22 protein-coding genes are annotated in these 24,524 nt (G+C 72.3%); 5 read left to right on the forward strand and 17 right to left on the reverse strand.

Annotated elements, in window-relative coordinates:
- Nucleotides 1–43 precede the first annotated feature (43 nt).
- Nucleotides 44–2,569, reverse strand: a complete 2,526-nt coding sequence (locus ACWCPM_RS01660) for an ATP-dependent Clp protease ATP-binding subunit (RefSeq protein WP_450974125.1) — start codon at nucleotides 2,567–2,569, stop codon at nucleotides 44–46.
- A gap of 430 nt (nucleotides 2,570–2,999) precedes the next feature.
- Here ACWCPM_RS01660 and ACWCPM_RS01665 point away from each other — a divergent pair, with 430 nt between their 5' ends.
- Nucleotides 3,000–3,674: an SCO3374 family protein gene (locus ACWCPM_RS01665; RefSeq protein ID WP_450974126.1), complete on the forward strand. Its 675-nt coding sequence runs from the start codon at nucleotides 3,000–3,002 to the stop codon at nucleotides 3,672–3,674.
- Here ACWCPM_RS01665 and ACWCPM_RS01670 read toward each other — a convergent pair.
- The 10 genes from ACWCPM_RS01670 to ACWCPM_RS01715 all read right to left on the reverse strand — a co-directional run bounded on the left by ACWCPM_RS01670 (nucleotide 3,653) and on the right by ACWCPM_RS01715 (nucleotide 12,343).
- Nucleotides 3,653–3,988 (reverse strand): histone-like nucleoid-structuring protein Lsr2, encoded by a 336-nt coding sequence (locus ACWCPM_RS01670; protein WP_450974127.1) that lies wholly within the window; start codon nucleotides 3,986–3,988, stop codon nucleotides 3,653–3,655. The two genes, ACWCPM_RS01665 and ACWCPM_RS01670, sit on opposite strands and share 22 nt — an antisense overlap.
- 254 nt (nucleotides 3,989–4,242) lie before the next feature.
- Nucleotides 4,243–4,791 (reverse strand): amino-acid N-acetyltransferase, encoded by a 549-nt coding sequence (locus tag ACWCPM_RS01675; protein ID WP_450974128.1) that lies wholly within the window; start codon nucleotides 4,789–4,791, stop codon nucleotides 4,243–4,245.
- Nucleotides 4,792–4,800: 9 nt separating this feature from the next.
- A complete protein-coding gene (locus ACWCPM_RS01680; RefSeq protein ID WP_450974372.1) occupies nucleotides 4,801–5,319 on the reverse strand; it encodes a BlaI/MecI/CopY family transcriptional regulator in 519 nt (172 codons plus the stop codon).
- Nucleotides 5,320–5,481: 162 nt separating this feature from the next.
- Nucleotides 5,482–5,670: a hypothetical protein gene (locus ACWCPM_RS01685; RefSeq protein ID WP_450974129.1), complete on the reverse strand. Its 189-nt coding sequence runs from the start codon at nucleotides 5,668–5,670 to the stop codon at nucleotides 5,482–5,484.
- 87 nt (nucleotides 5,671–5,757) lie between these two features.
- Entirely contained in the window at nucleotides 5,758–6,420 is a 663-nt protein-coding gene (locus tag ACWCPM_RS01690) for a hypothetical protein (protein WP_450974130.1), read from the reverse strand.
- A gap of 456 nt (nucleotides 6,421–6,876) precedes the next feature.
- Nucleotides 6,877–7,674, reverse strand: coding sequence for a type III pantothenate kinase (locus tag ACWCPM_RS01695; protein WP_450974131.1), 798 nt, complete (start codon nucleotides 7,672–7,674; stop codon nucleotides 6,877–6,879).
- A gap of 16 nt (nucleotides 7,675–7,690) precedes the next feature.
- Entirely contained in the window at nucleotides 7,691–8,665 is a 975-nt protein-coding gene (nadC, locus tag ACWCPM_RS01700) for a carboxylating nicotinate-nucleotide diphosphorylase (RefSeq protein WP_450974132.1), read from the reverse strand.
- A 5-nt stretch (nucleotides 8,666–8,670) separates the two neighbouring features.
- Entirely contained in the window at nucleotides 8,671–10,401 is a 1,731-nt protein-coding gene (locus tag ACWCPM_RS01705; RefSeq protein ID WP_450974133.1) for an L-aspartate oxidase, read from the reverse strand.
- A complete protein-coding gene (gene panC, locus ACWCPM_RS01710) occupies nucleotides 10,398–11,414 on the reverse strand; it encodes a pantoate--beta-alanine ligase (RefSeq protein ID WP_450974134.1) in 1,017 nt (338 codons plus the stop codon). Before panC ends, ACWCPM_RS01705 begins: the two co-directional genes overlap by 4 nt.
- Nucleotides 11,411–12,343: a Rossmann-like and DUF2520 domain-containing protein gene (locus tag ACWCPM_RS01715; protein WP_450974135.1), complete on the reverse strand. Its 933-nt coding sequence runs from the start codon at nucleotides 12,341–12,343 to the stop codon at nucleotides 11,411–11,413. The genes panC and ACWCPM_RS01715 overlap by 4 nt, the downstream gene beginning before the upstream one ends.
- A 184-nt stretch (nucleotides 12,344–12,527) precedes the next feature.
- Here ACWCPM_RS01715 and ACWCPM_RS01720 point away from each other — a divergent pair, with 184 nt between their 5' ends.
- Nucleotides 12,528–13,799, forward strand: a complete 1,272-nt coding sequence (locus tag ACWCPM_RS01720) for a threonine aldolase family protein (RefSeq protein WP_450974136.1) — start codon at nucleotides 12,528–12,530, stop codon at nucleotides 13,797–13,799.
- A gap of 272 nt (nucleotides 13,800–14,071) precedes the next feature.
- Here ACWCPM_RS01720 and ACWCPM_RS01725 read toward each other — a convergent pair whose 3' ends face one another.
- The 3 genes from ACWCPM_RS01725 to ACWCPM_RS01735 all read right to left on the reverse strand — a co-directional run bounded on the left by ACWCPM_RS01725 (nucleotide 14,072) and on the right by ACWCPM_RS01735 (nucleotide 16,787).
- Complete coding sequence (locus tag ACWCPM_RS01725) at nucleotides 14,072–14,704, reverse strand: AAA family ATPase (RefSeq protein ID WP_450974137.1); 633 nt, start codon at nucleotides 14,702–14,704, stop codon at nucleotides 14,072–14,074.
- Between the two features lie 121 nt (nucleotides 14,705–14,825).
- Nucleotides 14,826–15,497, reverse strand: a complete 672-nt coding sequence (locus ACWCPM_RS01730; protein WP_450974138.1) for a response regulator transcription factor — start codon at nucleotides 15,495–15,497, stop codon at nucleotides 14,826–14,828.
- An 87-nt stretch (nucleotides 15,498–15,584) separates the two neighbouring features.
- Complete coding sequence (locus ACWCPM_RS01735) at nucleotides 15,585–16,787, reverse strand: sensor histidine kinase (protein ID WP_450974139.1); 1,203 nt, start codon at nucleotides 16,785–16,787, stop codon at nucleotides 15,585–15,587.
- A 209-nt stretch (nucleotides 16,788–16,996) separates the two neighbouring features.
- Here ACWCPM_RS01735 and ACWCPM_RS01740 point away from each other — a divergent pair, with 209 nt between their 5' ends.
- Nucleotides 16,997–17,944: an SAM-dependent methyltransferase gene (locus ACWCPM_RS01740; protein WP_450974373.1), complete on the forward strand. Its 948-nt coding sequence runs from the start codon at nucleotides 16,997–16,999 to the stop codon at nucleotides 17,942–17,944.
- A gap of 29 nt (nucleotides 17,945–17,973) precedes the next feature.
- Here ACWCPM_RS01740 and ACWCPM_RS01745 read toward each other — a convergent pair whose 3' ends face one another.
- Complete coding sequence (locus ACWCPM_RS01745) at nucleotides 17,974–19,125, reverse strand: NADH-quinone oxidoreductase subunit D (RefSeq protein WP_450974140.1); 1,152 nt, start codon at nucleotides 19,123–19,125, stop codon at nucleotides 17,974–17,976.
- Nucleotides 19,126–19,369: 244 nt separating this feature from the next.
- Here ACWCPM_RS01745 and ACWCPM_RS01750 point away from each other — a divergent pair, with 244 nt between their 5' ends.
- Entirely contained in the window at nucleotides 19,370–19,846 is a 477-nt protein-coding gene (locus tag ACWCPM_RS01750) for a PH domain-containing protein (protein WP_450974374.1), read from the forward strand.
- A complete protein-coding gene (locus tag ACWCPM_RS01755; protein WP_450974141.1) occupies nucleotides 19,843–21,192 on the forward strand; it encodes a PH domain-containing protein in 1,350 nt (449 codons plus the stop codon). Before ACWCPM_RS01750 ends, ACWCPM_RS01755 begins: the two co-directional genes overlap by 4 nt.
- 110 nt (nucleotides 21,193–21,302) lie before the next feature.
- Here the strand turns inward: ACWCPM_RS01755 and ACWCPM_RS01760 are convergent, their stop codons facing one another.
- Both ACWCPM_RS01760 and ACWCPM_RS01765 read right to left on the reverse strand, forming a co-directional pair.
- On the reverse strand, nucleotides 21,303–22,571 hold the full coding sequence (locus tag ACWCPM_RS01760) for a hypothetical protein (protein ID WP_450974142.1): 1,269 nt from the start codon (nucleotides 22,569–22,571) through the stop codon (nucleotides 21,303–21,305).
- Between the two features lie 361 nt (nucleotides 22,572–22,932).
- Nucleotides 22,933–24,507 carry a PTS ascorbate transporter subunit IIC gene (locus tag ACWCPM_RS01765; protein ID WP_450974143.1) on the reverse strand — a complete coding sequence of 525 codons (1,575 nt, stop codon included), beginning with the start codon at nucleotides 24,505–24,507 and terminating at the stop codon, nucleotides 22,933–22,935.
- Nucleotides 24,508–24,524 lie beyond the last annotated feature (17 nt).

Below are 24,524 nucleotides of genomic sequence, written 5' to 3' on the forward strand. Positions count from 1 at the left end.
GGGGCCGGTGCCTCGACGGCACCGGCCCCTCTCGTCTGCGGAGTTACGCGTCCTTGCTCAGGTTCGGACCCGCTCCACCGGCCGCCTGCTCGATCGGCGGGACGTCCGGCAGGGCCGCCTTCTCCTCACCCCGGAAGGTGAAGGTCTTGGCTTCGCCCTCGCCCTCGGTGTCCACGACCACGATGTGGCCGGGGCGCAGCTCGCCGAAGAGGATCTTCTCCGACAGGGAGTCCTCGATCTCGCGCTGGATGGTGCGGCGCAGCGGCCGGGCACCCAGCACGGGGTCGTAACCCTTCTGCGCCAGCAGCTCCTTGGCGGACGGGGAGAGCTCGATGCCCATGTCCCGGTCCTTCAGGCGCTCGTCCACCTTGCCGACCATCAGGTCGACGATCCGCAGGATGTCGTCCTGGGTCAGCTGCGGGAAGACGACCACGTCGTCGACACGGTTGAGGAACTCGGGCCGGAAGTGCTGCTTGAGCTCGTCCGAGACCTTGTTCTTCATGCGCTCGTAGTTGGACTTCGTGTCACCCGCGGCGGCGAAGCCCAGGTTGAAGCCCTTGGAGATGTCCCGGGTGCCGAGGTTGGTCGTCATGATGATGACCGTGTTCTTGAAGTCCACGACCCGGCCCTGGGAGTCGGTCAGTCGACCGTCCTCCAGGATCTGCAGCAGCGAGTTGAAGATGTCCGGGTGGGCCTTCTCCACCTCGTCGAAGAGGACGACGGAGAACGGCTTGCGGCGGACCTTCTCGGTCAGCTGGCCGCCCTCTTCGTAGCCCACGTAGCCGGGGGGCGAACCGAAGAGACGCGACACCGTGTGCTTCTCGCTGAACTCCGACATGTCGAGGGAGATCAGCGCGTCCTCGTCACCGAAGAGGAACTCGGCGAGGGCCTTGGACAGCTCGGTCTTACCGACACCGGACGGGCCGGCGAAGATGAACGAACCACCGGGGCGCTTCGGGTCCTTCAGACCCGCACGCGTACGGCGGATCGCCTTCGACAGCGCCTTGACGGCGTCGATCTGGCCGATGACCCGCTTGTGGAGCTCGTCCTCCATGCGCAGCAGACGCGAGGACTCCTCCTCGGTCAGCTTGAAGACCGGGATGCCGGTGGCCGTGGCGAGGACCTCGGCGATCAGGTCGCCGTCGACCTCGGCGACGACGTCCATGTCGCCGGCCTTCCACTCCTTCTCCCGCTTCGCCTTGGCGGCGAGGAGCTGCTTCTCCTTGTCGCGCAGGGAGGCCGCCTTCTCGAAGTCCTGCGAGTCGATCGCGGACTCCTTGTCCCGGCGGACACCGGCGATCTTCTCGTCGAACTCGCGCAGGTCCGGCGGCGCGGTCATGCGGCGGATGCGCATCCGGGAACCGGCCTCGTCGATCAGGTCGATCGCCTTGTCCGGCAGGAAGCGGTCCGAGATGTAGCGGTCGGCCAGGGTGGCGGCCTGGACCAGCGCCTCGTCGGTGATCGAGACACGGTGGTGCGCCTCGTACCGGTCACGCAGACCCTTGAGGATCTCGATCGTGTGCGGCAGGGACGGCTCGGCGACCTGGATGGGCTGGAAGCGGCGCTCGAGGGCCGCGTCCTTCTCCAGGTGCTTGCGGTACTCGTCCAGCGTGGTGGCGCCGATGGTCTGCAGCTCACCACGCGCCAGCATCGGCTTGAGGATGCTCGCGGCGTCGATGGCGCCCTCGGCGGCACCCGCACCGACCAGCGTGTGCAGCTCGTCGATGAACAGGATGATGTCGCCGCGGGTGCGGATCTCCTTGAGCACCTTCTTCAGGCGCTCCTCGAAGTCACCGCGGTAGCGGGAGCCGGCGACCAGGGCGCCGAGGTCCAGGGTGTAGAGGTGCTTGTCCTTGAGGGTCTCGGGCACCTCGCCCTTGACGATGGCCTGAGCGAGGCCCTCGACGACGGCGGTCTTGCCGACGCCGGGCTCACCGATCAGGACCGGGTTGTTCTTGGTACGGCGGGACAGCACCTGCATGACCCGCTCGATCTCCTTCTCGCGCCCGATGACCGGGTCGAGCTTGGACTCACGAGCGGCCTGGGTGAGGTTCCGGCCGAACTGGTCGAGGACCAGGGACGTCGAGGGGGTGCCCTCGGCAGGCCCGCCGGCGGTGGCGGTCTCCTTGCCCTGGTAGCCGGAGAGCAGCTGGATCACCTGCTGCCGCACCCGGTTCAGATCAGCGCCCAGCTTGACCAGGACCTGGGCGGCGACGCCCTCGCCCTCACGGATCAGGCCGAGCAGGATGTGCTCCGTGCCGATGTAGTTGTGACCCAGCTGAAGGGCCTCGCGGAGCGACAGCTCCAGGACCTTCTTGGCACGAGGGGTGAAGGGAATGTGCCCGGACGGGGCCTGCTGGCCCTGGCCGATGATCTCCTCCACCTGCTGGCGGACCGCCTCGAGCGAAATCCCGAGGCTCTCAAGGGCCTTGGCGGCGACACCCTCACCCTCGTGGATCAGGCCCAGGAGGATGTGCTCGGTGCCGATGTAGTTGTGGTTGAGCATCCGGGCTTCTTCCTGAGCCAGGACGACAACCCGCCGCGCGCGGTCGGTGAACCTCTCGAACATCGTTAATCGCTCCTCAGAGCGGTCAGGCAGTGGGGGGAACTTCCCCTCCCTGTCCTTCCGCAGCTTAGTCCCGCAAGCGGGGACCGCTCATTCCAACTGCCGACACCGTCGATGGCCTCCTGACCTCGAACGCCGACATATGCTCCAACCTGATGGTGCGAGACGATGTTCCCGCAGGCCAGGCAGTTACCCTCACCATCAGTACGCCGATGGCGAACGCGAGACGGCCCTGTCTGCGTGTCGCCCCCTCCCACTAGGGATGTCTTACCCGCTCGCACTGACACTCCATGCCGTGCGCCCCCGTTCCCTCCGCTACGGGCGAACAACCTTGCGCCACCCCGCACCCCCACACGCCCCCTTTTTCGCCACTCTGTGCTTCAACAGCACCACCCAGCGTAACTCGAACGCCGTTCTGACGGTTCCGCTGGGCATGGCCGGCGCAGCGCCCTGGGTTCCGCCTCCACGAAGCCCGTTCGACGAGGGCGATCGGGTGAGGCGGTGGTACGAGCACGCGCTGGGCTGGCCGACCGTGCCGGGCACGCCGGTCCGTCTGTCGGTGGGCTCGCGCTTCGACGTCCTGGACGTACCGGCCGAGGCGGGCCGTGCGGGACTGCGCCACCTCGTCCAGGGCTCTCCCGTCGCCGTCCGGGGGGACCGGATGCGGCTGCTGGTGGCCCCGGGGAGCGCCGAGGAACTGCCGGGGGTGCTCGACTGGCTGGAGTGGGGTGGCCTGCCGCTGGATCTGCGGGTCATCGGCGGGGAAGTCGGGGACGCCTCCATCGAGGCTCCGCTTCCGCCGGACGGGGCGGGGGCCGGCCGGGCCGGCGAGGAGTTCGCCGCGCGGCCCGAGGGGAGCGGGGTGGGCGAGGGCTCCGGGGTTCCCGGGGGCCGCTGCGGGGAGGGGCCGGGTTCTCTGCAGGGGGCCGCCGTGTGGTTGCGGCCCCCCGAGCCGGGGTGCGAGGTCGAGGCCTCGCTGCCGACACTGTCGGCCATGGGGGGCCCTGGGGGCGCCCCCGATCTCGTACGACTGCTGGACACGGTGGCGGCACACTGCCACCGGATCCGGCTGCGACGCGCGTGTGCTCAGCCGTTGGCCTTCTCGTAAGCCTCACGAATGGACGCCGGGACACGGCCACGGTCGTTGACCTCGTAACCGTTCTCCTTCGCCCACGCACGGATCGCGGCGGTGTCCTGGCTGCCACCGGACACGGCACGCGCCTTTCCACGCCCACCGGAAGCACGGCCACCGGTACGTCGGCCACCCTTCACATAGGGGTCGAGAAGGCTGCGCAACTTGTCCGCATTGGAGGTCGTGAGATCGATCTCGTACGTCTTACCGTCCAGCGCGAACGTCACCGTCTCGTCCGCCTCGCCGCCGTCGAGGTCGTCGACAAGAAGGACCTGAACCTTCTGTGCCACCGTATTTCCTTTCATCGATAACGTTGAGGGCCGAGGTTCTGCGGCGTCCGCCGTTTCGCCGCCCCCTGTTATATGCAGTACTGCAGTACGTCGGAAAGCAAACCGCTTTTGCTGGAAAAACACAAACCCCCCGGGACAGGCCGGTGGACGGCCCCCGCCCGGAAACATACGCGTTTCGGACATAGGGAACCCGGGCAGCGGACCGGGGCGGAATACTCGGGCATACCCGCAAACCGGCGGCATACCCCCGGCGATCACAGATGCAGAAGCATCCGGCTGTTGCCCAAGGTGTTCGGTTTCACTCGTTCGAGACCCAGGAACTCCGCTACGCCCTCGTCATAGGAACGCAGCAGCTCCGTGTAGACATCGGTGTCCACCGGCGTCTCGCCGATCTCCACGAAGCCGTGCCGGCCGAAGAAGTCGACTTCGAAGGTCAGACAGAAAACCCGGCGAACACCGAGCCACCGTGCCGTCTGCAGCAACTTCTCCAGCAACTGATGGCCGACGCCGGCGCCCTTGAGGCCGGGCTTCACAGCGAGAGTGCGGACTTCCGCGAGGTCTTCCCACATCACGTGCAGTGCGCCGCAGCCGACGACCTCGGCGTTGTCGTCCCGTTCAGCGACCCAGAACTCCTGGATGTCCTCGTAAAGCGTCACCGTGGCTTTGTCGAGCAGGATGCCGCCGCGGACGAACGAGTCGAGGAGACGGCGGACGGCGGGAACATCGCTGGTCCGGGCCCGGCGGACGGTGATGGCTTTAGCGGTGACTTCGGGGTTCTCGGCGGAGGGGCTCTCTGCGGACATGAGCGGACGCTATCGCCCGGAGGCCTCCGGGGCGGAGCCGGGGTTCTCGGCGGAGATGTCGGGGAGGGGACCGGTGGGCTTGTCGGGCCTGCCGTCGTTCTCGTCGGCGGTCGCCTTGTCCGGCCCGTTGTCCGTCGTATCGGAGCGGGTATTCGCGGCTTCGGCCGCTGCGGCTCCTCCGGCGCTCCGGGCCGGCTCGGTTTCCGGGATGCTCACGACGCGCATCGCGTCCCGCAGCGCCTGGCGCTGTTCCTCGCTCATCATGCCGAAGAAGGCGACGAGCGCCGCCGCGGCGTTGTCGCTCTGCGACCAGGCGTCGTTCATCAGCGCCGCGGCGTAGGCGGCCCGGGTGGAGACCGCCTCATATCGATAGGCGCGGCCTTCCGACTCGCGGCGGACCCAGCCCTTCTGATGGAGATTGTCCAGCACGGTCATCACCGTGGTGTAGGCGATGGACCGTCCCTGCTGAAGATCTTCCAGGACTTCTCGGACGGTCACCGGGCGGTTCCACTTCCACACCCGCGTCATGACCGCGTCTTCGAGTTCTCCCAATGGGCGAGGCACAACTCAGCACAATAGTAGGAAATCAGGCTTATGGCGTGGCGGACAGGAACTTTTCTGGGCGAAGGCGAACAAAAAGGGCGTACGACTCGGGTCGAGTCGTACGCCCTGGGCTGGTGCCGCCGTCCGTCAGGCGTCGCCGGTCACGGAGGTCGTGGAGGACTGCCGGGTGCCCTCGGCGCGGGCGAGCGCGGCGTCCACGGCCGCGTCCTCCTTGGCCTTGTTGGCGCCGCCCTGGGTCTTCACGATCACCCGGATCACGCCGATGAAGAAGACGGCCATGACGACCGGGGGGAGAAGCGCGGAGACGTAGTCCATGGGTCCAGGGTAGTGGCGGGCGTCCGGGGGGCTCGCCGGGGGCCGCGCCTGAGCGCCGGGCGGGCGTCGGGCGGGTACCGGCGGGCGTCAGACCGCCGCGAGCCGCTGTGAAGGCGTCGCCGGGGGCTGGGGTGGCTTGCGACGGGGGAAGACCTCGCCGGGGGTGGGGACGGGGCGACGGGCCGGTTTCGGAGTGGAGCCGGGTGCGGCCGGGGAGGGCGGCGCGGGCTTCTCCGTCGGCTGCTTCTCGGGTTTGCGCTCCGGTGTCGCGGCCGGATCCTCCGCGTCGGCGTGCGGGGCGAGCGCGGACGCGGGGTTCGCCAGACCGCCGGGAAGGGCGTGGAGGTGGCTGCGGGAGGCCGGGATGCGGGCGGTGAGGGGTGCGGCGGCTTGGCGGTCGTCCAGGAGCGCCGCGGCCCTGGGGTTGCCCCGGAGGGCCCGGAGGGCGGCCAGGTCGTCGGGGTGGGGGCGGTGTCCGGCGCGCATGGCCTCCTCCAGGAGCGTGAGGTAGCCGGCCGCGGTGCCTGGGAGGGCGGCGCGGTACCGGGCCAGGTCGGCCACGAGGAAGGCCCGCAGGCGGGCACCCTCGTGCATCGCCTCGTCGAGCGACTCGGCCAGGCGATGGCAGTCCTGGACGTCCTCGGCCGAGCTCTGGCCGGGGTGGAGGGCGAGGGCGAGAGCGCGTCGGAGCACACGCAGCTCCGCCGCACCGAACGCCATGCCGCCGCGGGATCCGTGTGGCGTGGGCATGCGGCGACGATACGCGCTAATCAGACAAACCGGGCGGTAGGAGGGTGGGTGTGGCGTGGGTGCCACTCGGGTGGACGGGGGGTGGGGTGTGGATGTGGGGTGCCGGGTGCCTGCGGCGCATCGGCTGTTCGGTGGGGGTGCGCGTGGCGCCCACGGTGCGGGTTTCGTCGGGGCCGGGCCGGGGGGTGTCCGTCCTCGGAACGGCGCGGAATCGGTCTCTCACCGACTCACCCGGGTTGACGCGCCAACCGCTGCGGGCGGACACCCCCCGGCCCGACCCCTTCCCGCCGCGTGCGACTGCGGGTCCCGGGGGCAGACGCCCACGGCACGGTGCCCTCCTGTCCGTGCGCGGGTGCGGCTCCGTTGCGGGCGGGCCTGCGCCCGGGCCCGGGCGCGGTCCCTTCCCGGCGTGGGCGGGTGCGGGGTCGGTTCCTTTGTTGTGGGGGGCTCTGGGGGCTACATGCGGGAGACGTTGCGTTCGTAGACCAGGCGGAGGCCTATCAGGGTCAGCCAGGGCTCGTGTTCGTCGATCACCGAGGACTCGCCCAGGACCATGGGGGCCAGGCCGCCCGTCGCGATCACGGTGACGTCGTCGGGGTCCGTGGCGAGTTCGCGGGCCATGCGGTTGACGACTCCGTCGACCTGGCCCGCGAAGCCGTAGATGATGCCGGACTGCATGGCCTCGACCGTGTTCTTGCCGATCACGCTGCGGGGGCGGGCCACCTCGATCTTGCGGAGCTGGGCGCCCTTGACGCCGAGGGCCTCGACGGAGATCTCGATGCCGGGGGCGATGACGCCGCCGATGTACTCCCCGCGCGCGCTGACCGCGTCGAACGTCGTCGCCGTGCCGAAGTCCACCACGATGGCCGGGCCGCCGAAGAGCTCGACCGCCGCCACGGCGTTGATGATGCGGTCGGCGCCGACCTCCTTGGGGTTGTCGGTCAGGATCGGGACGCCCGTCTTGACGCCCGGTTCGACGAGGACGGCGGGGACGTCGCCGTAGTAGCGGCGGGTCACCTCGCGGAGTTCGTGGAGGACGGAGGGGACGGTGGCGCAGATCGCGATGCCGTCGATGCCGTCGCCCAGGTCGTCGCCGAGGAGGGGGTGCATGCCCATCAGGCCCTGGAGGAGGACCGCGAGCTCGTCCGCGGTGCGGCGGGCGTCGGTGGAAATGCGCCAGTGTTCGACGATGTCCTCGCCGTCGAACAGGCCGAGGACGGTGTGGGTGTTGCCTACGTCGATCGTCAGCAGCATGGCCGGTTCCCGCTCCCTACTCCGCCGCTCGCAGATCCAGGCCGATGTCCAGGATCGGCGCGGAGTGCGTCAGGGCGCCCACGGCCAGGTAGTCGACGCCGGTGTCGGCGTAGGCCCTGGCGTTGGCGAGGGTGAGGCGGCCGGACGCCTCCAGGGCCGCGCGGCCGTGCACGAGGGCGACGGCCTCCTCGCACTCGCCGGGCGTGAAGTTGTCCAGCAGGATCAGGTCGGCGCCGGCGTCCACGACCTCGCGGAGCTGGTGCAGCGTGTCGACCTCGACCTCGATCGGGACGTCCGGGAAGGTCTCCCGGACCGCCTTGAACGCCTGGGCGACGCCGCCCGACGCGACCACGTGGTTGTCCTTGACCAGAGCCGCGTCGGAGAGGGACATGCGGTGGTTGACGCCGCCGCCGCAGCGGACGGCGAACTTCTCCAGGGAGCGCAGGCCCGGCGTGGTCTTGCGGGTGTCGCGGACCTTCGCCGTGGTCCCTTCGAGCGCGTCCGCCCACGCGCGGGTGGCCGTCGCGATGCCCGACAGGCGGCACAGGAGGTTCAGCGCGCTGCGTTCGGCCGTCAGGAGGTCCTGGGTGCGGGTGGTGACGGAGAGGAGCTTCTGGCCTTCCGTCACGCGGTCGCCGTCCTCGACGTGCCGCTCGACCTCGAACTCGTCCTCGCAGACGATCGACATCACGGCCTCGGCGACCCGGAGGCCGGCGACGACGCCCGCCTCGCGTGCCACGAAGTCGGCCGTCGCCACCGCGTCCTCGGGGATGGTCGCGACCGTCGTCACGTCCACGCCGCCGGCGAGGTCCTCCTGGATCGCCATGTTGGCGATGTCCTCGACCTCCACGGGGTCGAGTCCGGCGTCGGCCAGGAGCTGGGCGAGCGCGGGGTCGAGCCCGCACTCCAGGTACGCCTCCTCGTCCGCGCCGCAGGCGCAGCCGTCACCGCAGCCGTCGGACGGGACGAGGGGAAGGTCGGGGGTGCTCACTGCTGTCACTGCTCCTGGGGACGGTGCGCCGGGTGGTACTGCCCGGTTGGGGGGAAGTCTGCGGTATCGGTGGTGCATACGGCGAGTGTGCGGTCCGGATTGAGCCTGACGACGATGTGGCGGTGCCACGCGGTGTCGTCACGGTCGGGGTGGTCCTCGCGCCAGTGGCAGCCCCGGGTCTCCTCGCGGAGTTCCGCGGCGGTCACCAGGACGCGGGCCACGCAGAGCAGGTTGGTGGCCTCCCAGGTGTCCACGCCGGGCTCGGCCGTCTTGCCGTTCTCGTGCAGGGCCTCGCGGGCGTCGGCGTGCAGGCGCTGGAGCTGCCCGGCCGCCTTGCTGAGGGAGTCGGCGGAGCGCAGCACCCCGGCGCCCTCGGTCATGATCCGCTGGATCGTGAAGCGGTCCTCGGGGGCCAGGAGGGGGTGCGCGGGCTGCTCCGGATGCGGGAGAGGGGCCGGCACGCGCGCGTGGAGGCCGTCACGACCGTGCGTCACCACGATGTCGTGGACGATCCGCTCGGCGTAGACCAGGCCCTCGAGAAGGCTGTTGGAGGCGAGCCGGTTGGCACCGTGCACGCCCGTGCAGGCCACCTCCCCGCACGCGTACAGACCGGGGACCGTCGTCCGGCCCTGGGAGTCCGTGCGGACGCCCCCGGAGGCGTAGTGGGCGGCCGGGGCGATCGGGATCGGTTCGTGGACCGGGTCGATGCCGTGGGCGCGGCAGGCGGCCAGGATCGTGGGGAAGCGGTGCTCCCACATGTCGGCGCCGAAGTGCCGGGCGTCGAGGAACATGTGCTCGGCGTCCTGCTCCTGCATCCGCCGCATGATGCCCTTGGCCACGATGTCGCGGGGGGCGAGTTCGGCGAGCTCGTGCTGTCCCACCATGAAGCGCACGCCGCCGGCGTCCACCAGGTGCGCGCCCTCGCCCCGTACCGCCTCGGAGACCAGGGGCTGCTGGCCCTCCGCCTCGGGGCCCAGGAACAGCACGGTGGGGTGGAACTGGACGAACTCGAGGTCGCTGACCTCCGCGCCCGCGCGCAGGGCGAGGGCCACGCCGTCGCCCGTGGAGACCGAGGGGTTGGTCGTCGCCGAGAAGACCTGGCCCATGCCGCCGGTCGCCAGCACCACCGCGGGCGCGTGCACCGCGCCCACGCCGTCGTGCTGGCCCTCGCCCATGACGTGCAGGGTGACACCCGCCGCGCGCCCTTCGGCGTCCGTGAGCAGGTCGAGGACCAGGGCGTTCTCGATCGTGCGCAGACCACGCGCGCGTACCGCCTCGACGAGGGCGCGGGAGATCTCCGCGCCGGTCGCGTCGCCGCCCGCGTGCGCGATACGGCGGCGGTGGTGGCCGCCCTCGCGGGTGAGGGCCAGTTCGCCCTCGGTGGACTCGTCGAAGTGCGCGCCGGTCTCGATGAGGCGGCGAACGGCGTCGGGGCCCTCGGTGACGAGGATGCGCACCGCGTCCTCATCGCACAGCCCGGCGCCGGCCACCAGGGTGTCGTCCAGGTGCTGCTCGGGGGTGTCGCCCTCGCCCAGGGCGGCGGCGATGCCGCCCTGCGCCCAGCGCGTGGAGCCGTCGTCGAGGCGTGCCTTGGTGACGACGACCGTGCGCAGGCCGGCGGCCTCGCAGCGCAGCGCGGCCGTCAGGCCGGCGACGCCGGAGCCGACTACCACGACGTCGGCGGAGATGGACCAGCCCGGAGCGGGGGCGTGCAGTCGTATGCCTGTGCTGGTCACGAGGCGGCTCCGAAGGTGAGGGGGATGTTGTCGATCAGCCGGGTCGTACCGACCTTGGCGGCCACCGCGAGGACGGCCTCTCCCGTGAAGCCGTCGTCGATCTCGGTGAAGTCCTCGGGGTCCACCAGGGCCACGTAGTCCAGTGCCAGCGGCGGGTCGAGGCGGACGGCGTCGTCGAGGACCGTGCGGGCGGCGGCGCGTACGGCGGACGGGCCGCCGGGGACCGCCTTGGCGACGGCGTGCGCGTCGGCGGCGGCGCGGGACTCGCCGATGGCGCTCAGCGCCTCGGCACGCGCGTGCGTGGCGGGCACCTCACGCGCCCGCGCGCGCAGCGCCTCCTGGGCCGCGTGCCGGTCGCGGCCCGCGAACAGCGCGTGGGACAGCGCGAGCGCCGTGCGCCGCTCCTGGGGCGAGAGGTAGCGGTTGCGGCTGGACAGGGCGAGGCCGTCGTCCTCGCGCACGGTCGGCACGCCGACGATCTCGACGCCGAAGTTCAGGTCCCGCGCCATACGGCGGATGAGGGCGAGCTGCTGGGCGTCCTTCTGCCCGAAGAAGGCCACGTCGGGACGGGTGAGGTGGAGCAGCTTGCCGACGACGGTGAGCATGCCGTCGAAGTGGCCGGGCCGTGAGGCGCCCTCCAGGCGCTCCCCCATGACGCCCGCGCTGATGCGGACCTGGGGCTCGCCGCCGGGGTAGACCACGTCCACCGCGGGGGCGAACACGACGTCCGCGCCCGCCTGCTCGGCGATCTTGAGGTCGGCCTCCAGGGTGCGCGGATAGCGGTCGAGGTCCTCGCCCTTGCCGAACTGCAGCGGGTTGACGAAGACCGTGACGACGACGAAGCCGTCCGGCCCGACGTGCCCGCGCGCGGTGCGGACGAGGGTGGCGTGGCCGTCGTGCAGGGCGCCCATCGTCATCACCACGGCGGCGCGGCCGGGTGCGGCGTGCTGTGCGCGCACCCCCGCCAGGTCGTCCGGCGTGGGGACGAGTGCGAGGCTCCTGCGGCGGCTCATCGCTCTCCCCCGTTCCCGGGCGGGTTCGTGTCCGCGGCGAGTACCCCGAGCAGGTCCTGTGCGAGTTCCGGCTTCAGCAGCCCGTGCGCGAGCGCGCGGTCGGCGGTGGCGCGGGCCATCGCCAGGTAGCCGGCGACGGCCTGCGGGGCGTGCCGGCGCAACTCGGTGACGTGCGCGGCGACCGTACCGGCGTCCCCGCGCGCGACGGGACCGGTCAGCGCCGCGTCACCGGAGCGCAGCGCGTTGTCCAGGGCGGCGCCGAGCAGCGGGCCGAGCATCCGGTCGGGGGCGTCCACGCCCGCCGCGCGCAGCAGTTCCATGGACTGGGCGACCAGCGTGACCAGATGGTTGGCGCCCAGGGCGAGGGCCGCGTGGTAGAGCGGGCGGCTCTCCTCGGCGATCCACTCCGGCTCGCCGCCCATCTCGATGACGAGCGCCTCGGCGGCCAGCCGCAGTTCTTCGGGGGCGGTGACCCCGAAAGAGCACCCTGCGAGGCGCTGGACGTCCACCGGCGTCCCTGTGAACGTCATGGCGGGGTGCAGGGCCAGCGGCAGCCCCCCGGCCCGCAGAGCGGGCTCCAGGACCTTCGCGCCGTACCGCCCGGAGGTGTGCGCGAGCAGTTGCCCCGGCCGTACCGCGCCGGTGGCGGCGAGGCCGTCCACGAGGCCCGGCAGGGTGTCGTCGGGGACCGTCAGCAGGACCAGGTCGGCGCGCTCCAGCACCTCGGCGGGCGGGACCACGGGAACGCCGGGCAGGAGCAGCGCCGCCCGTTTCCTGGAGGTGTCGGAGACGGCGGAGACGGCCACCGGGCGGTGCCCGGCGAGCTGGAGCGAGGCGGCCAGCACAGGGCCCACCCGGCCGGCGCCGACGACGCCGACGCTGAGCCGCGCGGGGCGTTCCCTCGGATCTGGCTGTTGGCTTGTACTCACGCGACGGTGGCCTTCCCGTTCCAGTCCGCTCCGGGTACCGGACGATTTCTCGTCATGTTAACGCGATTGGTTCGGGCGGCGTCCGGTCGTCCACAGGCTGTGGGCCGTCGCACGCCGCGCACGCGGGGAGCGCCCCGGGGAAATGCGGGTGCCGGAGCGAACGGTCGCGGGGCATGATCCGGGCATGACTGACACGACGGGGCGGGGCGAAGGCCACCAGGGCCAGGTGTCCGACGAGGACCAGGTAGCCGACGAGGGCCAGGTACCCGAAAAGGGCCAGGTGGCCGACGAAGAACGGGTGTCCGACGAGGACCAGGTGTCCGACGAGGAACGGCGTGAGCGGCTCCGCGACCGGCGGATCGCCGCCCAGCGCGGTGCGCGGCGCGTGTTCGCGCGCCACGGATTCCAGAAGACCCTCCAGGAGCGCCTGGCCGTGCTGGACGCGGCGAAGGACGTCTACGACCTGGACCAGCCGTCGGACATCTACGGCAACGGCGTCGTCGAGGCTCTGGAGGAGAGGGTCGCCGCACTGCTCGGCCTGGAGGCCGCCGCCGTCTTCCCGACGGGCACGATGGCACAGCAGGTGGCCCTGCGCTGCTGGGCCGGCCGCACCGGCGACACCACCGTCGCCCTGCACGCGCTGAGCCACCCCGAGGTGCACGAGCGGAACGCCTTCAGCCAGGTCAGCGGTCTGCGTCCGGTGCGGGTGACCAGTGAGCCACGGCTGCCGACCGCCGCCGAGGTCCGCGACTTCGAGGAGCCCTTCGGGGCGCTCATGCTCGAACTCCCCCTCCGGGACGCCGGTTTCGTGCTGCCCACCTGGGAGGAGCTGACCGAGGTGGTGGAGGCCGCCCGGGAGCGCGACGCGGTGGTGCACTTCGACGGCGCGCGCCTGTGGGAGACCACCGTCCACTTCGACCGCCCGCTGAGCGAGATCGCGGGTCTGGCGGACAGCGTGTACGTGTCGTTCTACAAGTCGCTCGACGGCTTCGGAGGCGCCGCGCTGGCCGGCCCGAAGACCCTCGTCGAGGAGGCGAAGGTCTGGCGTCACAGGTACGGCGGGCAGGTGTTCCAGCAGTTCCCCACCGTGCTGTCCGCGCTGATCGGTCTGGAGCGGGAACTGCCCCGGCTGCCGCGGTACGTGGCCCACGCGCGCGTGGTGGCCGCCGCGCTGCGCGAGGGTTTCGCGGCGGCCGGCGTGCCGTGGGCGCGCGTGTACCCCGAGGTGCCGCACACCCACGACTTCCAGGTCTGGCTGCCCTACGACGCCGAAGTCGCCATGGAGGCCGCGGTCCGGACGGCCGAGGAGACGGGGACCATGCTCTTCACCCACGGCTGGGAGTGGAAAGGCCCGGGGCTGTCCCTCACCGAGGTCCATATGAGGGCCCCGGGCCTGGAGTGGACGGCCGAGGACGTGAGGGCGGCGGTCGCGGAGTTCGCGGCACGGCTGCCGTAGCGGGAGCGTTCCGGCTGCCGTAGCGGGAGCGTTCCGGCTGCCGCCGGCGGGAGCGTTCCGGCTGCCGTAGCGGGAGCGTCTTTCCCTGTCGTGGGCGGGAAGCATCCCGGCCGGCGCCGACGGGAAGGCAGGCCGCGGGCGGTACGTCCTGCACCAGCTGGACGTGTCGGTGGTGGCGCGGCTCGGCAGCGACTTCCTGGAGGGCATCCTCAGACAGCCGTCGGCGGCCCCGCAGGGCCCCGCTGAGCCAGGTGCGACCTCGGGAGCGCGCGTCAGTCGAAGCGGATGTGCCGGATGCCCACCCGCGCCTGCCGCAGCCGGGTGCGCAGCGGCCCTTCGTCGTTGGGCCGGAGGCTCAGCCCGGCGAGGACGGCGATCCGGTCGGCCGTCTTCGGCACGGTCGTGTGGTCGGTCCACAGATGCTCGGCGAACTCCGGCTCGCGCAGCCGCTCCAGGCAGTGGTCGAGCTGGCGTACCGCCCGACTCTCGCCGCCCGGCCCGGGGTTCCTCCCCGCGACGTGCTGGAGCTGATGTCCGATCCTCCGCTCCCGCAGCCGTTCGAGCACGGTCTCGCGCTCGGCGAGGAGCGTGAAGTGCCGCACGTCGTGGCCGAGTTCCCGCAGCCGTCCGACGGTCTCGGCGAAGTGGCCGGAGTCGGTGACCGTCATCGGGGCGACGACGACACCCTCGTGGCGGGTGAGGGCGAGGTCGAGGACCTCGACGACGCCCTGCCGCCAGGAGACCAGGTCCTGGAAGTCGCCGCGCAAAGCAGGCGGGAGCATGCGGTGGAGGCCGAAGCCCACCTGCTCCGGGTCGCAGAGCACGCTGCCGGGCAGCCGGCGCCGTATCTCGTGTGCGGTCTGTGTCTTGCCGCCCCCGAAGGGGCCGTTGATCCACAGGAGCATGCGCAGACCCTACCGACGCCCGCGCGCCGAGGGCAGCCGTGCCTCCTTCACCGCGACGATCTCGTCGTACACCCCGACGCCCGCGCTCCCGGGGCAGCCGTGGTCGGCCGGCCGCGGCGGCTCAGCCGTTGCCGCCGGCCCGTACGAGCCCCGTCTCGTACGCCAGGACGACCACCTGCACCCGGTCCCGCAGCCCCAGCTTGGTGAGGATGCGCCCGACATGTGTCTTGACCGTCGCCTCGGAGAGCACCAGCCGGGCCGCGATCTCCCCGTTCGACAGCCCCTGGGCGACCAGCACCATCACCTCGCGCTCCCGGTCGGTGAGCCGCTCCAGCTCCTTGTGCTGCGGTTCCTTCCCGGCGCTGGGCAGCATCGGCGCGAACCGGTCCAGCAGGCGCCGGGTGGTCGACGGGGCCACGACGGCGTCACCGCTGTGCACGGAGCGGATGGCGGCGAGCAGTTCGCCGGGCGGCACGTCCTTGAGCATGAAGCCGGAGGCGCCGGCCTTCAGCCCCGAGAAGGCGTACTCGTCCAGGTCGAAGGTGGTCAGGATGAGCACCTTCGGCGGGTTCGGGTCCGCGCAGATCCGCCGGGTGGCCTCCACACCGTCCAGCTTGGGCATGCGTACGTCCATCAGCACCACGTCGACCGCGGTCGAGCGCAGCACCTGGATGGCCTCGACGCCGTCGCCCGCCTCCGCCACGACCTCCATGTCCGGTTGCGCGGCGAGCACCATCCGGAACCCGGTGCGCAGCAGCACCTGGTCGTCGACGAGCATCACGCGGATCGTCATGGGGTCCTCTTCCGTATCCGTCTCGAAGGTCGTGGGTGCGAAGTCGTCCGGGGCGTGACAGGTGTCAACGGGCGGCGTGCGAATGCGTCAATGCGCCGGTTTGAGCGGTAGCAGCGCACTGATGCGGAATCCTCCGCCGGGGCGGGGGCCCGCGTCCAGCGTGCCGCCGACCATGCCGACGCGCTCCCGCATGCCGATCAGGCCGTGGCCCTGGCCGTCGAGGCCGCCCTCCTCGTACAGCTCGTGCGGGGCGCCCTTGCCGTCGTCCTCGACGAGCAGACCGAGGCCGTCGTCGAAGTAGACCAGGCGCACGCTGGCGCCGGCGTCGGGCCCGCCGTGCTTGCGCGTGTTGGTCAGCGCCTCCTGCACGATGCGGTAGGCGGTCAGCTCGACGCCGCTGGGCAGCGGGCGCGGCGTGCCCTCGACCTTGAAGTCGACAGGCAGTCCGGAGGTCCGGCACTGCTCGACCAGGTCCTCGATCTGCTGGACATCGGGCTGCGGGACGTACTCCCCGCCCTCCTGGTGCTCGCCGGTGCGCAGCACGCCGAGCAGGCGGCGCATCTCGGCGAGGGCCTGGCGGCCGGTCGAGGAGATGGTCTCCAGAGCCTTCTTGGCCTGGTCGGGCGCGGCGTCGAGGACGTACGCGGCGCCGTCGGCCTGCACCACCATGGCCGACACGTTGTGCGCGACCACGTCGTGCAGTTCGCGCGCGATCCGGGCGCGCTCGGCGGCGACCGCGACCTTGGACTGCGCCTCGCGCTCCTTCTCCAGCCGGGAGGCGCGCTCCTCCAGCTGCGCGAAGTAGGCGCGGCGGGTGCGGATGGAGTCGCCGAGCACCCAGGCGAGGGCGAACGGCACCGTCAGGAAGATCCCCAGCGCGATATTGCCCGCGACGCCGGTCCCGGGCTCCGGCCAGCGGAACTGCGCCAGCGGTGCCGCGCACAGACCGCCGGCCAGGGCGAACCGCGAGGCCCAGAGCTCCCCCACCGCGGCCACGGTGTAGACGATCACCAGCATCGCGAAGTTCGCGGGCAGCGGACCCACGTCCAGTGCGAGCTGCGCGACCCCCACGGCCGCCGCGAGCACCAGCATCTTCTCCGGCATGCGCCGGCGCAGCGTCAGCACCAGGCAGAGGGCCAGCGTGACCGGCACGAAGAAGGCCGGCTCATCGCCCCGGCCGCTCTCCTCCGCGGTGACCGCGCCCACGACGGAGATCCCGAACAGGACGAGGGCCCAGAAGCCGTCGACCCATGTCGGGTGTCGGCGGAGGAAGTCGTAGAGGCGCTGCACGTGACCCAGCGTAGGGAAGCGTCGTGCGTGCGGGAGTCAACCGGAGGGCCGATCCGGACGCGATACGTGTACTCCGCAAGGTGGAGGTTCCGCTTTCCCCTGCACCCGGCCCCGCCCTGCGGGCATGCGCCTAGCCTTGCCCCGTGAACAGCGGCGCGGCGGGCGGCACGGAGTCCGGGGAAGAGCGGTGGCGGGGGTGGCGCGCGGCCATGGAGGCGGCGCTGTACGGCCCCGGCGGCTTCTACCGCAGGCCCGAGGGACCTGCCGGGCACTTCCGTACGTCGGTGCACGCGTCGCCGCTGTTCGCGCAGGCGGTGGCACGGCTGCTGAGCCGCCTCGACGACGCGCTGGGGCACCCGGACTACCTCGACTTCGTCGACATGGCGGCCGGGCGGGGCGAACTGGTGACCGGGGTGCTGGCCGCGCTGCCCGCCGCACTGGCCGCCCGCACGCGCGCGTACGCCGTCGAGATCGCCGACCGTCCGGCCGGGCTCGATCACCGCATCGAGTGGCGGACGGAGTGCCCCGAGGGCGTCACGGGGCTGCTGTTCGCCAACGAGTGGCTGGACAACGTCCCCCTGGACGTCGCCGAGGCCGACTCCGCGGGGGTGTGGCGGCTGGTGCTGGTACGGCGGGACGGCACCGAACGGCTCGGGGAGCCGGTGGCCGGGGCGGCGGCCGAGTGGCTCGCGCGCTGGTGGCCGGGGCCGGCCGAGGAGGGGCGGCGCGCGGAGATCGGGCTGCCGAGGGACACGGCGTGGGCGTCGGTCGTGGCGCGCGTCGAGCGGGGACTGGCGGTCGCCGTGGACTACGGGCACACGGCGGACGCCCGCCCGCCCTTCGGCACCCTCACCGGCTTCCGCGACGGGCGGGGGACGGCGCCGGTGCCGGACGGGTCGTGCGACATCACGGCCCATGTGGCGCTGGACGCGTGCGGGCTCCCCGGCGGGCGCGCGCTGACCCAGCGCGACGCCCTGCGCGCCCTGGGCGTGGCGGGCGCACGCCCCCCGCTCACGCTGGCCACCACCGACCCCGCCGCCTATCTGCGCGCCCTCGCGGGCGCCGGCGAGGCCGCCGAGCTGACGGCGCCAGGCGGGCTGGGCGGCTTCGGCTGGCTGGTGCAGCCCGTCGGCGTCCGGGACCCGCTCACCGACTGAGCCGCGGGCCGGGCCACCCGCGGGACCGCCTACTTGTCGATGTCCCCCACCACGAAGAACATCGACCCCAGGATCGCCACCATGTCCGCCACCAGCGTCCCCGGGAGCAGCTCGGTCAGCGCCTGGATGTTGTTGTACGAGGCCGAGCGCAGCTTCAGCCGGTACGGCGTCTTGTCGCCCTTGCTGACGAGGTAGTAGCCGTTGATGCCGAGCGGGTTCTCGGTCCACGCGTACGTGTGCCCCTCGGGCGCCTTCAGCACCTTCGGGAGCCGCTGGTTGATCGGCCCCGGCGGCAGCTCGGCGATCCGGTCGAGGCAGGCGTCGGCCAGGTCGAGCGCGTTGTGCGTCTGCTCCAGCAGGCACTCGAACCGGGCCAGGCAGTCCCCCTCGGAGCGGGTCACGACCTTGAGGGTGTCCTGGAGCTCCCCGTAGGCGAGATACGGCTCGTCGCGGCGCAGGTCGAAGTCGACGCCCGAGCCACGCGCGATCGGGCCGCTCACGCCGTACGCGTGGACGGCGGCCGGCGTGAGGTTGCCGACGTCGCGCGTGCGCCCGCGGAAGATCTCGTTGCCGAGGACCAGGTCGTCGAACCGGTCCATGCGTGAGCGCACCCCCGCGACCGCGGTACGCGCGCGTGCGGTCCAGCCCGCCGGCAGGTCCTCCTTGAGGCCGCCGACGCGGTTGAACATGTAGTGCATCCGCCCGCCGGAGACCTCCTCCATGACGTTCTGCAGGACCTCCCGTTCCCGGAAGGCGTAGAAGACCGGCGTGATGCCGCCCAGCTCCAGCGGGTACGAGCCCAGGAACATCAGATGGTTGAGCACCCGGTTGAGCTCCGCGAGCAGCGTGCGGGTCCACACCGCGCGCGCGGGCACCTCCATGCCGAGCATGCGCTCCACGGCGAGGACGACGCCGAGCTCGTTGGAGAAGGCCGACAGCCAGTCGTGCCGGTTGGCGAGCATGATGATCTGGCGGTAGTCCCGCGCCTCGAACAGCTTCTCCGCGCCCCGGTGCATGTAGCCGATCACCGGTTCGGCGCTCGTGATGCGCTCGCCGTCGAGGAGCAGTCGCAGGCGCAGCACGCCGTGCGTGGACGGATGCTGCGGGCCGATGTTGAGCACCATGTCGGTGCTCTCCGCGGCGCCGCCGATTCCGACCGTGGTCTCCGTCCTGGGAGTCATGGACACAGTCTGTCCTACGTAGGCTGGCCGTATGGAGACGGGGAGCACTGAGGCCGGCGGAACGGCGGGTCCGCAGGACGGCGGGTCCACACGCCCGGCGGACCGCGGGACGACGGCACCGGCGGACGGCGGGACCACGGCAGCCGGGCCGGCGACGGCGGAGGGCAGGACGACGGCAGCCGGGCCGACGACGGCGGACGGCCGGAAAACGGCAGCGGCGGAAGCCGGACCGGCGACGGCGACGGTGACGGCGGAAGCCGAGGCGGCCTGGACCGCGCTGCCGCCCGGCCTGCTGCGCATGCGGCGGCTGTTGCTGGTGGTGTGGATGGGGTCGCTGACGCTGGCCACGGGCCTGCTGCCGGGGTTGCTGGCTGGCCCCGCGTGGGCCGCTTTCGCCCTGCTGCCGCTGGCGCTCCTGGTGTGGGGCTGGTGGCTGATCGGACGCAACTGGCGCTCCTGGCGGTACGCCGAGCGCGCCGACGACCTGCTGATCAGCCGCGGCGTGCTGTGGCACACCGTGACGGTGGTGCCCTACGGCCGGATGCAGCTGGTCGAGGTGACCTCCGGTCCCGTCGAGCGGCACTTCGGGCTGGCCAGCGTCCAGCTCCACACGGCCGCCGCCGCGACGGACGCGACCATCCCCGGACTCGACCCGGCCGAGGCGGAGCGGCTGCGCGACCGGCTCACCGAGCTGGGCCAGGCCCGATCGGCGGGGCTGTGACGACGCCGGGCACCGACGAGCCGGGCACCGACGGCAAGGCACGCGGCGACGTGACGGTGACCGAGCGGCGGCTGCACCCGGTCACGCCGTTCCGGCGGGCCTGGGCACCGGTCGCGGTGCTCATCGGATGGGCGGTCCACGACCCGGACGGGGCGCACCGCCAACTGAGCCGGCTCACGACGACCACGCTCCTCATAGCACTGGCCGTCGTCCTACCGGCCGCCGCGCTGTACGGCTTCCTCAGCTGGTGGTTCACCCACTTCGCGGTGACCGGGACGGAACTGCGCATCCGCACCGGCCTGCTGTTCCGGCGCACCGCGCACATCCGGCTGGAGCGCATCCAGGCCGTCGACGTCACCAGACCGCTCCTCGCGCGCGTGGCGGGCGTCGCCAAACTCAGACTCGACGTCATAGGAACGGACAAGAAGGACGAGCTCGCCTACCTAAGTGAGGCGGACGCACGCGCCCTGCGGGCCGAACTCCTCGCGCGTGCCGCCGGTTTCGCGCCCGAGACCGCCCACGAGGTGGGCGAGGCGCCGGAGCGGCGGCTGCTGCACGTGCCGGGCGGCGTGCTCGCCGTCTCGCTGCTGCTGACCGGCGCCACCTGGGCCACGCTGGCCGCCGCCGTCGTCGTACCGATCGTGCTGTGGCTCTTCACCCACAACCTGTGGACGGTGGTCGCGACGGCCGTCCCGCTGATCGGCGCGGCGGGCGCGAGCAGTGTGGGCCGGTTCGTCGCCGAGTACGACTGGACGGTGGCCGAGTCCCCGGACGGCATCCGGATCGACCGCGGGCTCCTGGACCGCGCGCACGAGACGGTGCCGCCGGGCCGGGTCCAGACGGTGCGGATCGTCGAGCCGCTGCTGTGGCGGCGGCGCGGCTGGGTGCGGGTCGAGCTGGACGTGGCGGGTTCGCCCAACTCCCTGCTGCTGCCGGTCGCCCCGCGCGAGATCGCGGAGTCCCTCGTCACGCGCGTGCTGCCCGGCGTGACCGTACCGCCCGCCGCGTCCCTGTCCCGCCCGCCGCGGCGCGCGGGCCGCTGCGTGCCGCTGTGGTGGCGCGGCTACGGCTGCACCGTCACGGACACGGCGTTCGTGGCCCGGCACGGACTGCTCCGGCGCACCGTCGCGCTCGTGCCGCACGCCAAGGTGCAGAGCGTCCGGTGGGCGCGGGGGCCCTGGATGCGGGTCTGGCGGCTCGCGGACGTCCACGTGGACACGGGCGCCGGCAAGACGGTCACGGCCCGGCTGCGGGACGCCGAGGAGGCAGCCGGGATGCTGCGCGCCCAGGCCGAGCGGTCACGGACCGGGCGCAGGGAGGCGCGGCCGGACCGGTGGATGGCGTGAGGAACGCCGTGCCCGGCGCCGACGCGCCCGGCACGGCGTTCCGGTGAAGCCGTCCGAGAAGTCCCCCGCGGGAACGGGTTCCGGGTGAGCGGGGTTCCGGGTGAGCGGGCTCAGGAGGCCGCGCTGCGCAGCCCCTGCATGTCGATCTGCTCGGTCTCGTCGTGTGCCGTCAGGTCGATCACCTGGCCGACGCCCCGCGACTCCGCGGTCACGGGCTTGAACTCCGCGTCGGCCTTGTGCAGGTCGAGCGCCTCCCGGCCGACCACGTCGGCGAGGTCCTCGTTCTGGACGGACTCCAGCGCGGCGGACGCCTCGCCCTTCGTACCGAAGAAGTCGAACCCGCCCTCGACCCTGGGCCGGCGTACCGGCGTGGACGCGGGCACCACCGCGACGGCGGTGGGCACGGTGTAGTGGCCGGTGGGCTGCTGCAGGGGGGCCCTGGGGGTGGTGGCGGCCGCGTGCACGTGCGCGTCGGCCGCCTCGGTCTTCCCCCGCGCCTCGTCCTCCTGCGCGGCCTCCGGACCGGCGGCGCGCCCGGCATCGGCCGGCACGGGCTCCTTGACGGACGCCTCCGTCCCGTCGGCCGGCTCCAGTACCGGCTCGGCGTTCCGGTCGGCCTCGAAGCGGACCAACGCGGCCTGGGCCCGCAGGAACAGCCGGGACCCCTCCGGGGAGAACAGCTTCGGGGCCTCGGGCTTCTCCTCCACGGACTCGGCGGAGACCTCGTCGGACACGTCGGTGGAGACCTCGTCGGACATGTCGGTGGAGACCTCGGCGGATACCGCGTCGGACATGTCGGTGGAGACCTCGTCGGATACCGCGTCGGATACGTCGGTCAGGACCTCGTCGGTGCCCTCGCCCCCGGCCTCGGCGGCGTCCTCGGCGACCGCGACCGCCCCGGGCGGCAGCGCGGGCGCGGGAACCGCGGCCTCGATCTCCAGCCGGCGGCGGCCCTCCAGGGCGCTCGCCCGCTCGGTCTCGGCGTTGGCGTACCGGCGCAGCAGAGCGGCGTGTTCGTTGCGCAGTCCGGCGAGTTCGGTGCGCTTGGCACGGAGGCGCTGTTCCAGCTTGCCGCGCAGCTCGCGCGACTCCTCCAGATCGGTCTCCAGTTCGGCGACGCGCTCCTCGTGCCGCCACTCGTCGCTCGCCCGCGCGCGGAGGAGGTCGGCCACCTGCTTGCCGGCCTGGATGTCCCAGCGGCGCATGACGACCGCACCGGCGGCGGCCGTCGCCGCCGCGGCGGCGGCGAGGCCGCGGAGCAGCGCCTGTTCCGTGAACACCCAGGGGCCGAGAGCGCAGACGAGGGAGACGCCTGCGATCGCCGACGGGGGCAGCAGCCTGTGCAAAGGCGGTGAATGGCGGTGACGTCCACGTGGCATGGCCAGAAACTTACCGCGCGTAGGCGAATCGTGGTGCCCCCGGTGGTAAAAACACGGCCACCACAAGCCCCTGAAACGTGCCACCCCGTCTCCGGGGAACACCCCCGCCCGCGACCCGGCCTCGGCACCACCGCGCGCTCCCGCGACACGGCGACACCGCGGCCGTGGAAACGGCTGTGCGCGACGGAGCGCACCTCCCCCTCCGCCGGCTCGTCGGGGCGTCAGGGGTGCGGGCGGGCGACGGTGCCGCCCGCGCGCTCCCGCTGCCGTACGGCGCCGGGGACGCCTGGTCGAAGGACCGGGCGTCCCCGGCGCGCACGCGGGGTGGTGGCTCCGCTGCCTGAGGGATGTTCCGGGCAGGTCAGCGGGCCGCTTCCTGCCGCGCGGGGGCCGGCGGCGGTGCGGGGGCGCCGGCCGGCGGCGCGATCTTGCCGAAGGCGCGAAGGGCCGGGTCGGCGCCGGCGGGCGCCGCGGCGGGCCCCGCCGGAGCCGTGAGGGAACCGGGCATCCAGCCGGCGTCCACCACGCGGGTCTGCATGATCCAGGCGCCGGCCAGGAGGAGGGCGCCGAAGACGAGCATGCCGACGAGTCCCGCGGTGCCGTCGAGCTTGGCGATGTAGCCGAGCACGCCGCCGAACCAGCCGAAGTCGGCGTCGCCGAACGTGGTGTTGGCGCTGCCGAAGTCGCCCAGGACCTTCAGCAGGAGGGCGGGCAGGAAGGTGATGAGCAGGCCGTTGAGGAAGGAACCGACGATGGCTCCGCGCCGACCGCCGGTGGCGTTGCCGTAGACGCCGGCCGCACCGCCCGTGAAGAAGTGGGGGACGAGGCCGGGCAGGACCAGTGCGAGGCCGAACGCGGGGTTGAGCAACCAGATGAGGGTGGCCAGGCCCGTGAGTCCGCCGAGGAAGCTGAAGATGAAGCCGATCAGGACGGCGTTCTGGGCGTAGGGGAAGACGATGGGGGCGTCGAGGGCGGGCTTGGCACCGGGGACGACCCGTTCGGCGATGCCCTGGAAGGCCGGGACGAGCTCGCCGAGGATGGTGCGCACACCGAAGAGGATGACGGCGACGGCGATGCCGAACTGAAGGCCCTGCATGAGGGACTGCATCAGGTAGTCGCCGAGCCCGGTGGCACCGGGGCCGCCGGGCGCCGCGAAGGCCTTGAAGGCGGTCTCGCGACCGGCCTTGGCGAGGAAGAGCACGCTCATCACGAGGTAGATGAGGACCATGGACAGGGCGGTGGCCACCATCGAGTCGCGCAGGAACCGCAGTCCTTCGGGCAGGCGCATGTCCTCGGTGCTGCGGCTGGGCTTTCCGAACCTGCCGACGAGCTGGCCGGTGGCGCCCGCGGTGATGTAGCCGGCCGTGCCGAAGTGACCGATGGCGACGCTGTCGTTGCCGGTGACCCGCTTCGTCCAGGGGTGGGCGAGGGCGGGCAGGGACACCAGCAGGATGCCCAGCAGGACTCCGCCGCCCAGGACGACGGCCACCGCGGACTGCCCGGCGGTGGCCATGACCATGGTGAGCATGGTGGCCATGAACAGCATGTGATGGCCGGTCAGGAAGACATAACGCAGAGGGGTGAAGCGCGCCAGCAGCAGGCTGATGAGGAAGCCCGTGATCATCAGCCAGGCGACGCGGGCGCCGAACTGGTCCTGCGCGATACCGACGATGGCCTCGTTGGTCGGGATGACGCCATGGGCACCCGTGGTGCCCTGGATCATCCTGCCCAGCGGATCGAGGGAAGCGGTGACCAGGCCGGCGCCGGCGCCGACGAGCAGCAGACCGAGGGTGGCCTTGATCGCACCGCCGGTGATCTGCCCCACCGACTTCTTCAGGGCTATCAGACCGACCGCGGTGATGCCGCCGATGAGGTAGGCCGGTTGGCTGAGTACTTCGTTGACGAGGAACTTGGCAAGGCTGATCAGCCAGTCCATCAGAGGGGGTCCTTTCC

It is taken from the genome of Streptomyces sp. NPDC002309 (assembly GCF_053593375.1).

Excerpts from the sequence above, each read along its gene's own strand:
- ACWCPM_RS01685 (WP_450974129.1), bottom strand. The coding sequence starts at position 5,670 with ATGGACTACGTCTCCGCGCTTCTCCCCCCGGTCGTCATGGCCGTCTTC.
- panC (WP_450974134.1), bottom strand. The coding sequence starts at position 11,414 with ATGAGCCGCCGCAGGAGCCTCGCACTCGTCCCCACGCCGGACGACCTG.
- ACWCPM_RS01730 (WP_450974138.1), bottom strand. The coding sequence starts at position 15,497 with ATGACGATCCGCGTGATGCTCGTCGACGACCAGGTGCTGCTGCGCACC.
- ACWCPM_RS01680 (WP_450974372.1), bottom strand. The coding sequence starts at position 5,319 with ATGACGCGGGTGTGGAAGTGGAACCGCCCGGTGACCGTCCGAGAAGTC.
- ACWCPM_RS01690 (WP_450974130.1), bottom strand. The coding sequence starts at position 6,420 with ATGCCCACGCCACACGGATCCCGCGGCGGCATGGCGTTCGGTGCGGCG.
- ACWCPM_RS01720 (WP_450974136.1), top strand. The coding sequence starts at position 12,528 with ATGACTGACACGACGGGGCGGGGCGAAGGCCACCAGGGCCAGGTGTCC.
- ACWCPM_RS01665 (WP_450974126.1), top strand. The coding sequence starts at position 3,000 with ATGGCCGGCGCAGCGCCCTGGGTTCCGCCTCCACGAAGCCCGTTCGAC.
- ACWCPM_RS01675 (WP_450974128.1), bottom strand. The coding sequence starts at position 4,791 with ATGTCCGCAGAGAGCCCCTCCGCCGAGAACCCCGAAGTCACCGCTAAA.
- ACWCPM_RS01740 (WP_450974373.1), top strand. The coding sequence starts at position 16,997 with ATGGAGGCGGCGCTGTACGGCCCCGGCGGCTTCTACCGCAGGCCCGAG.
- ACWCPM_RS01760 (WP_450974142.1), bottom strand. The coding sequence starts at position 22,571 with ATGCCACGTGGACGTCACCGCCATTCACCGCCTTTGCACAGGCTGCTG.
- ACWCPM_RS01765 (WP_450974143.1), bottom strand. The coding sequence starts at position 24,507 with ATGGACTGGCTGATCAGCCTTGCCAAGTTCCTCGTCAACGAAGTACTC.
- ACWCPM_RS01660 (WP_450974125.1), bottom strand. The coding sequence starts at position 2,569 with ATGTTCGAGAGGTTCACCGACCGCGCGCGGCGGGTTGTCGTCCTGGCT.
- ACWCPM_RS01725 (WP_450974137.1), bottom strand. The coding sequence starts at position 14,704 with ATGCTCCTGTGGATCAACGGCCCCTTCGGGGGCGGCAAGACACAGACC.
- ACWCPM_RS01745 (WP_450974140.1), bottom strand. The coding sequence starts at position 19,125 with ATGACTCCCAGGACGGAGACCACGGTCGGAATCGGCGGCGCCGCGGAG.
- ACWCPM_RS01695 (WP_450974131.1), bottom strand. The coding sequence starts at position 7,674 with ATGCTGCTGACGATCGACGTAGGCAACACCCACACCGTCCTCGGCCTG.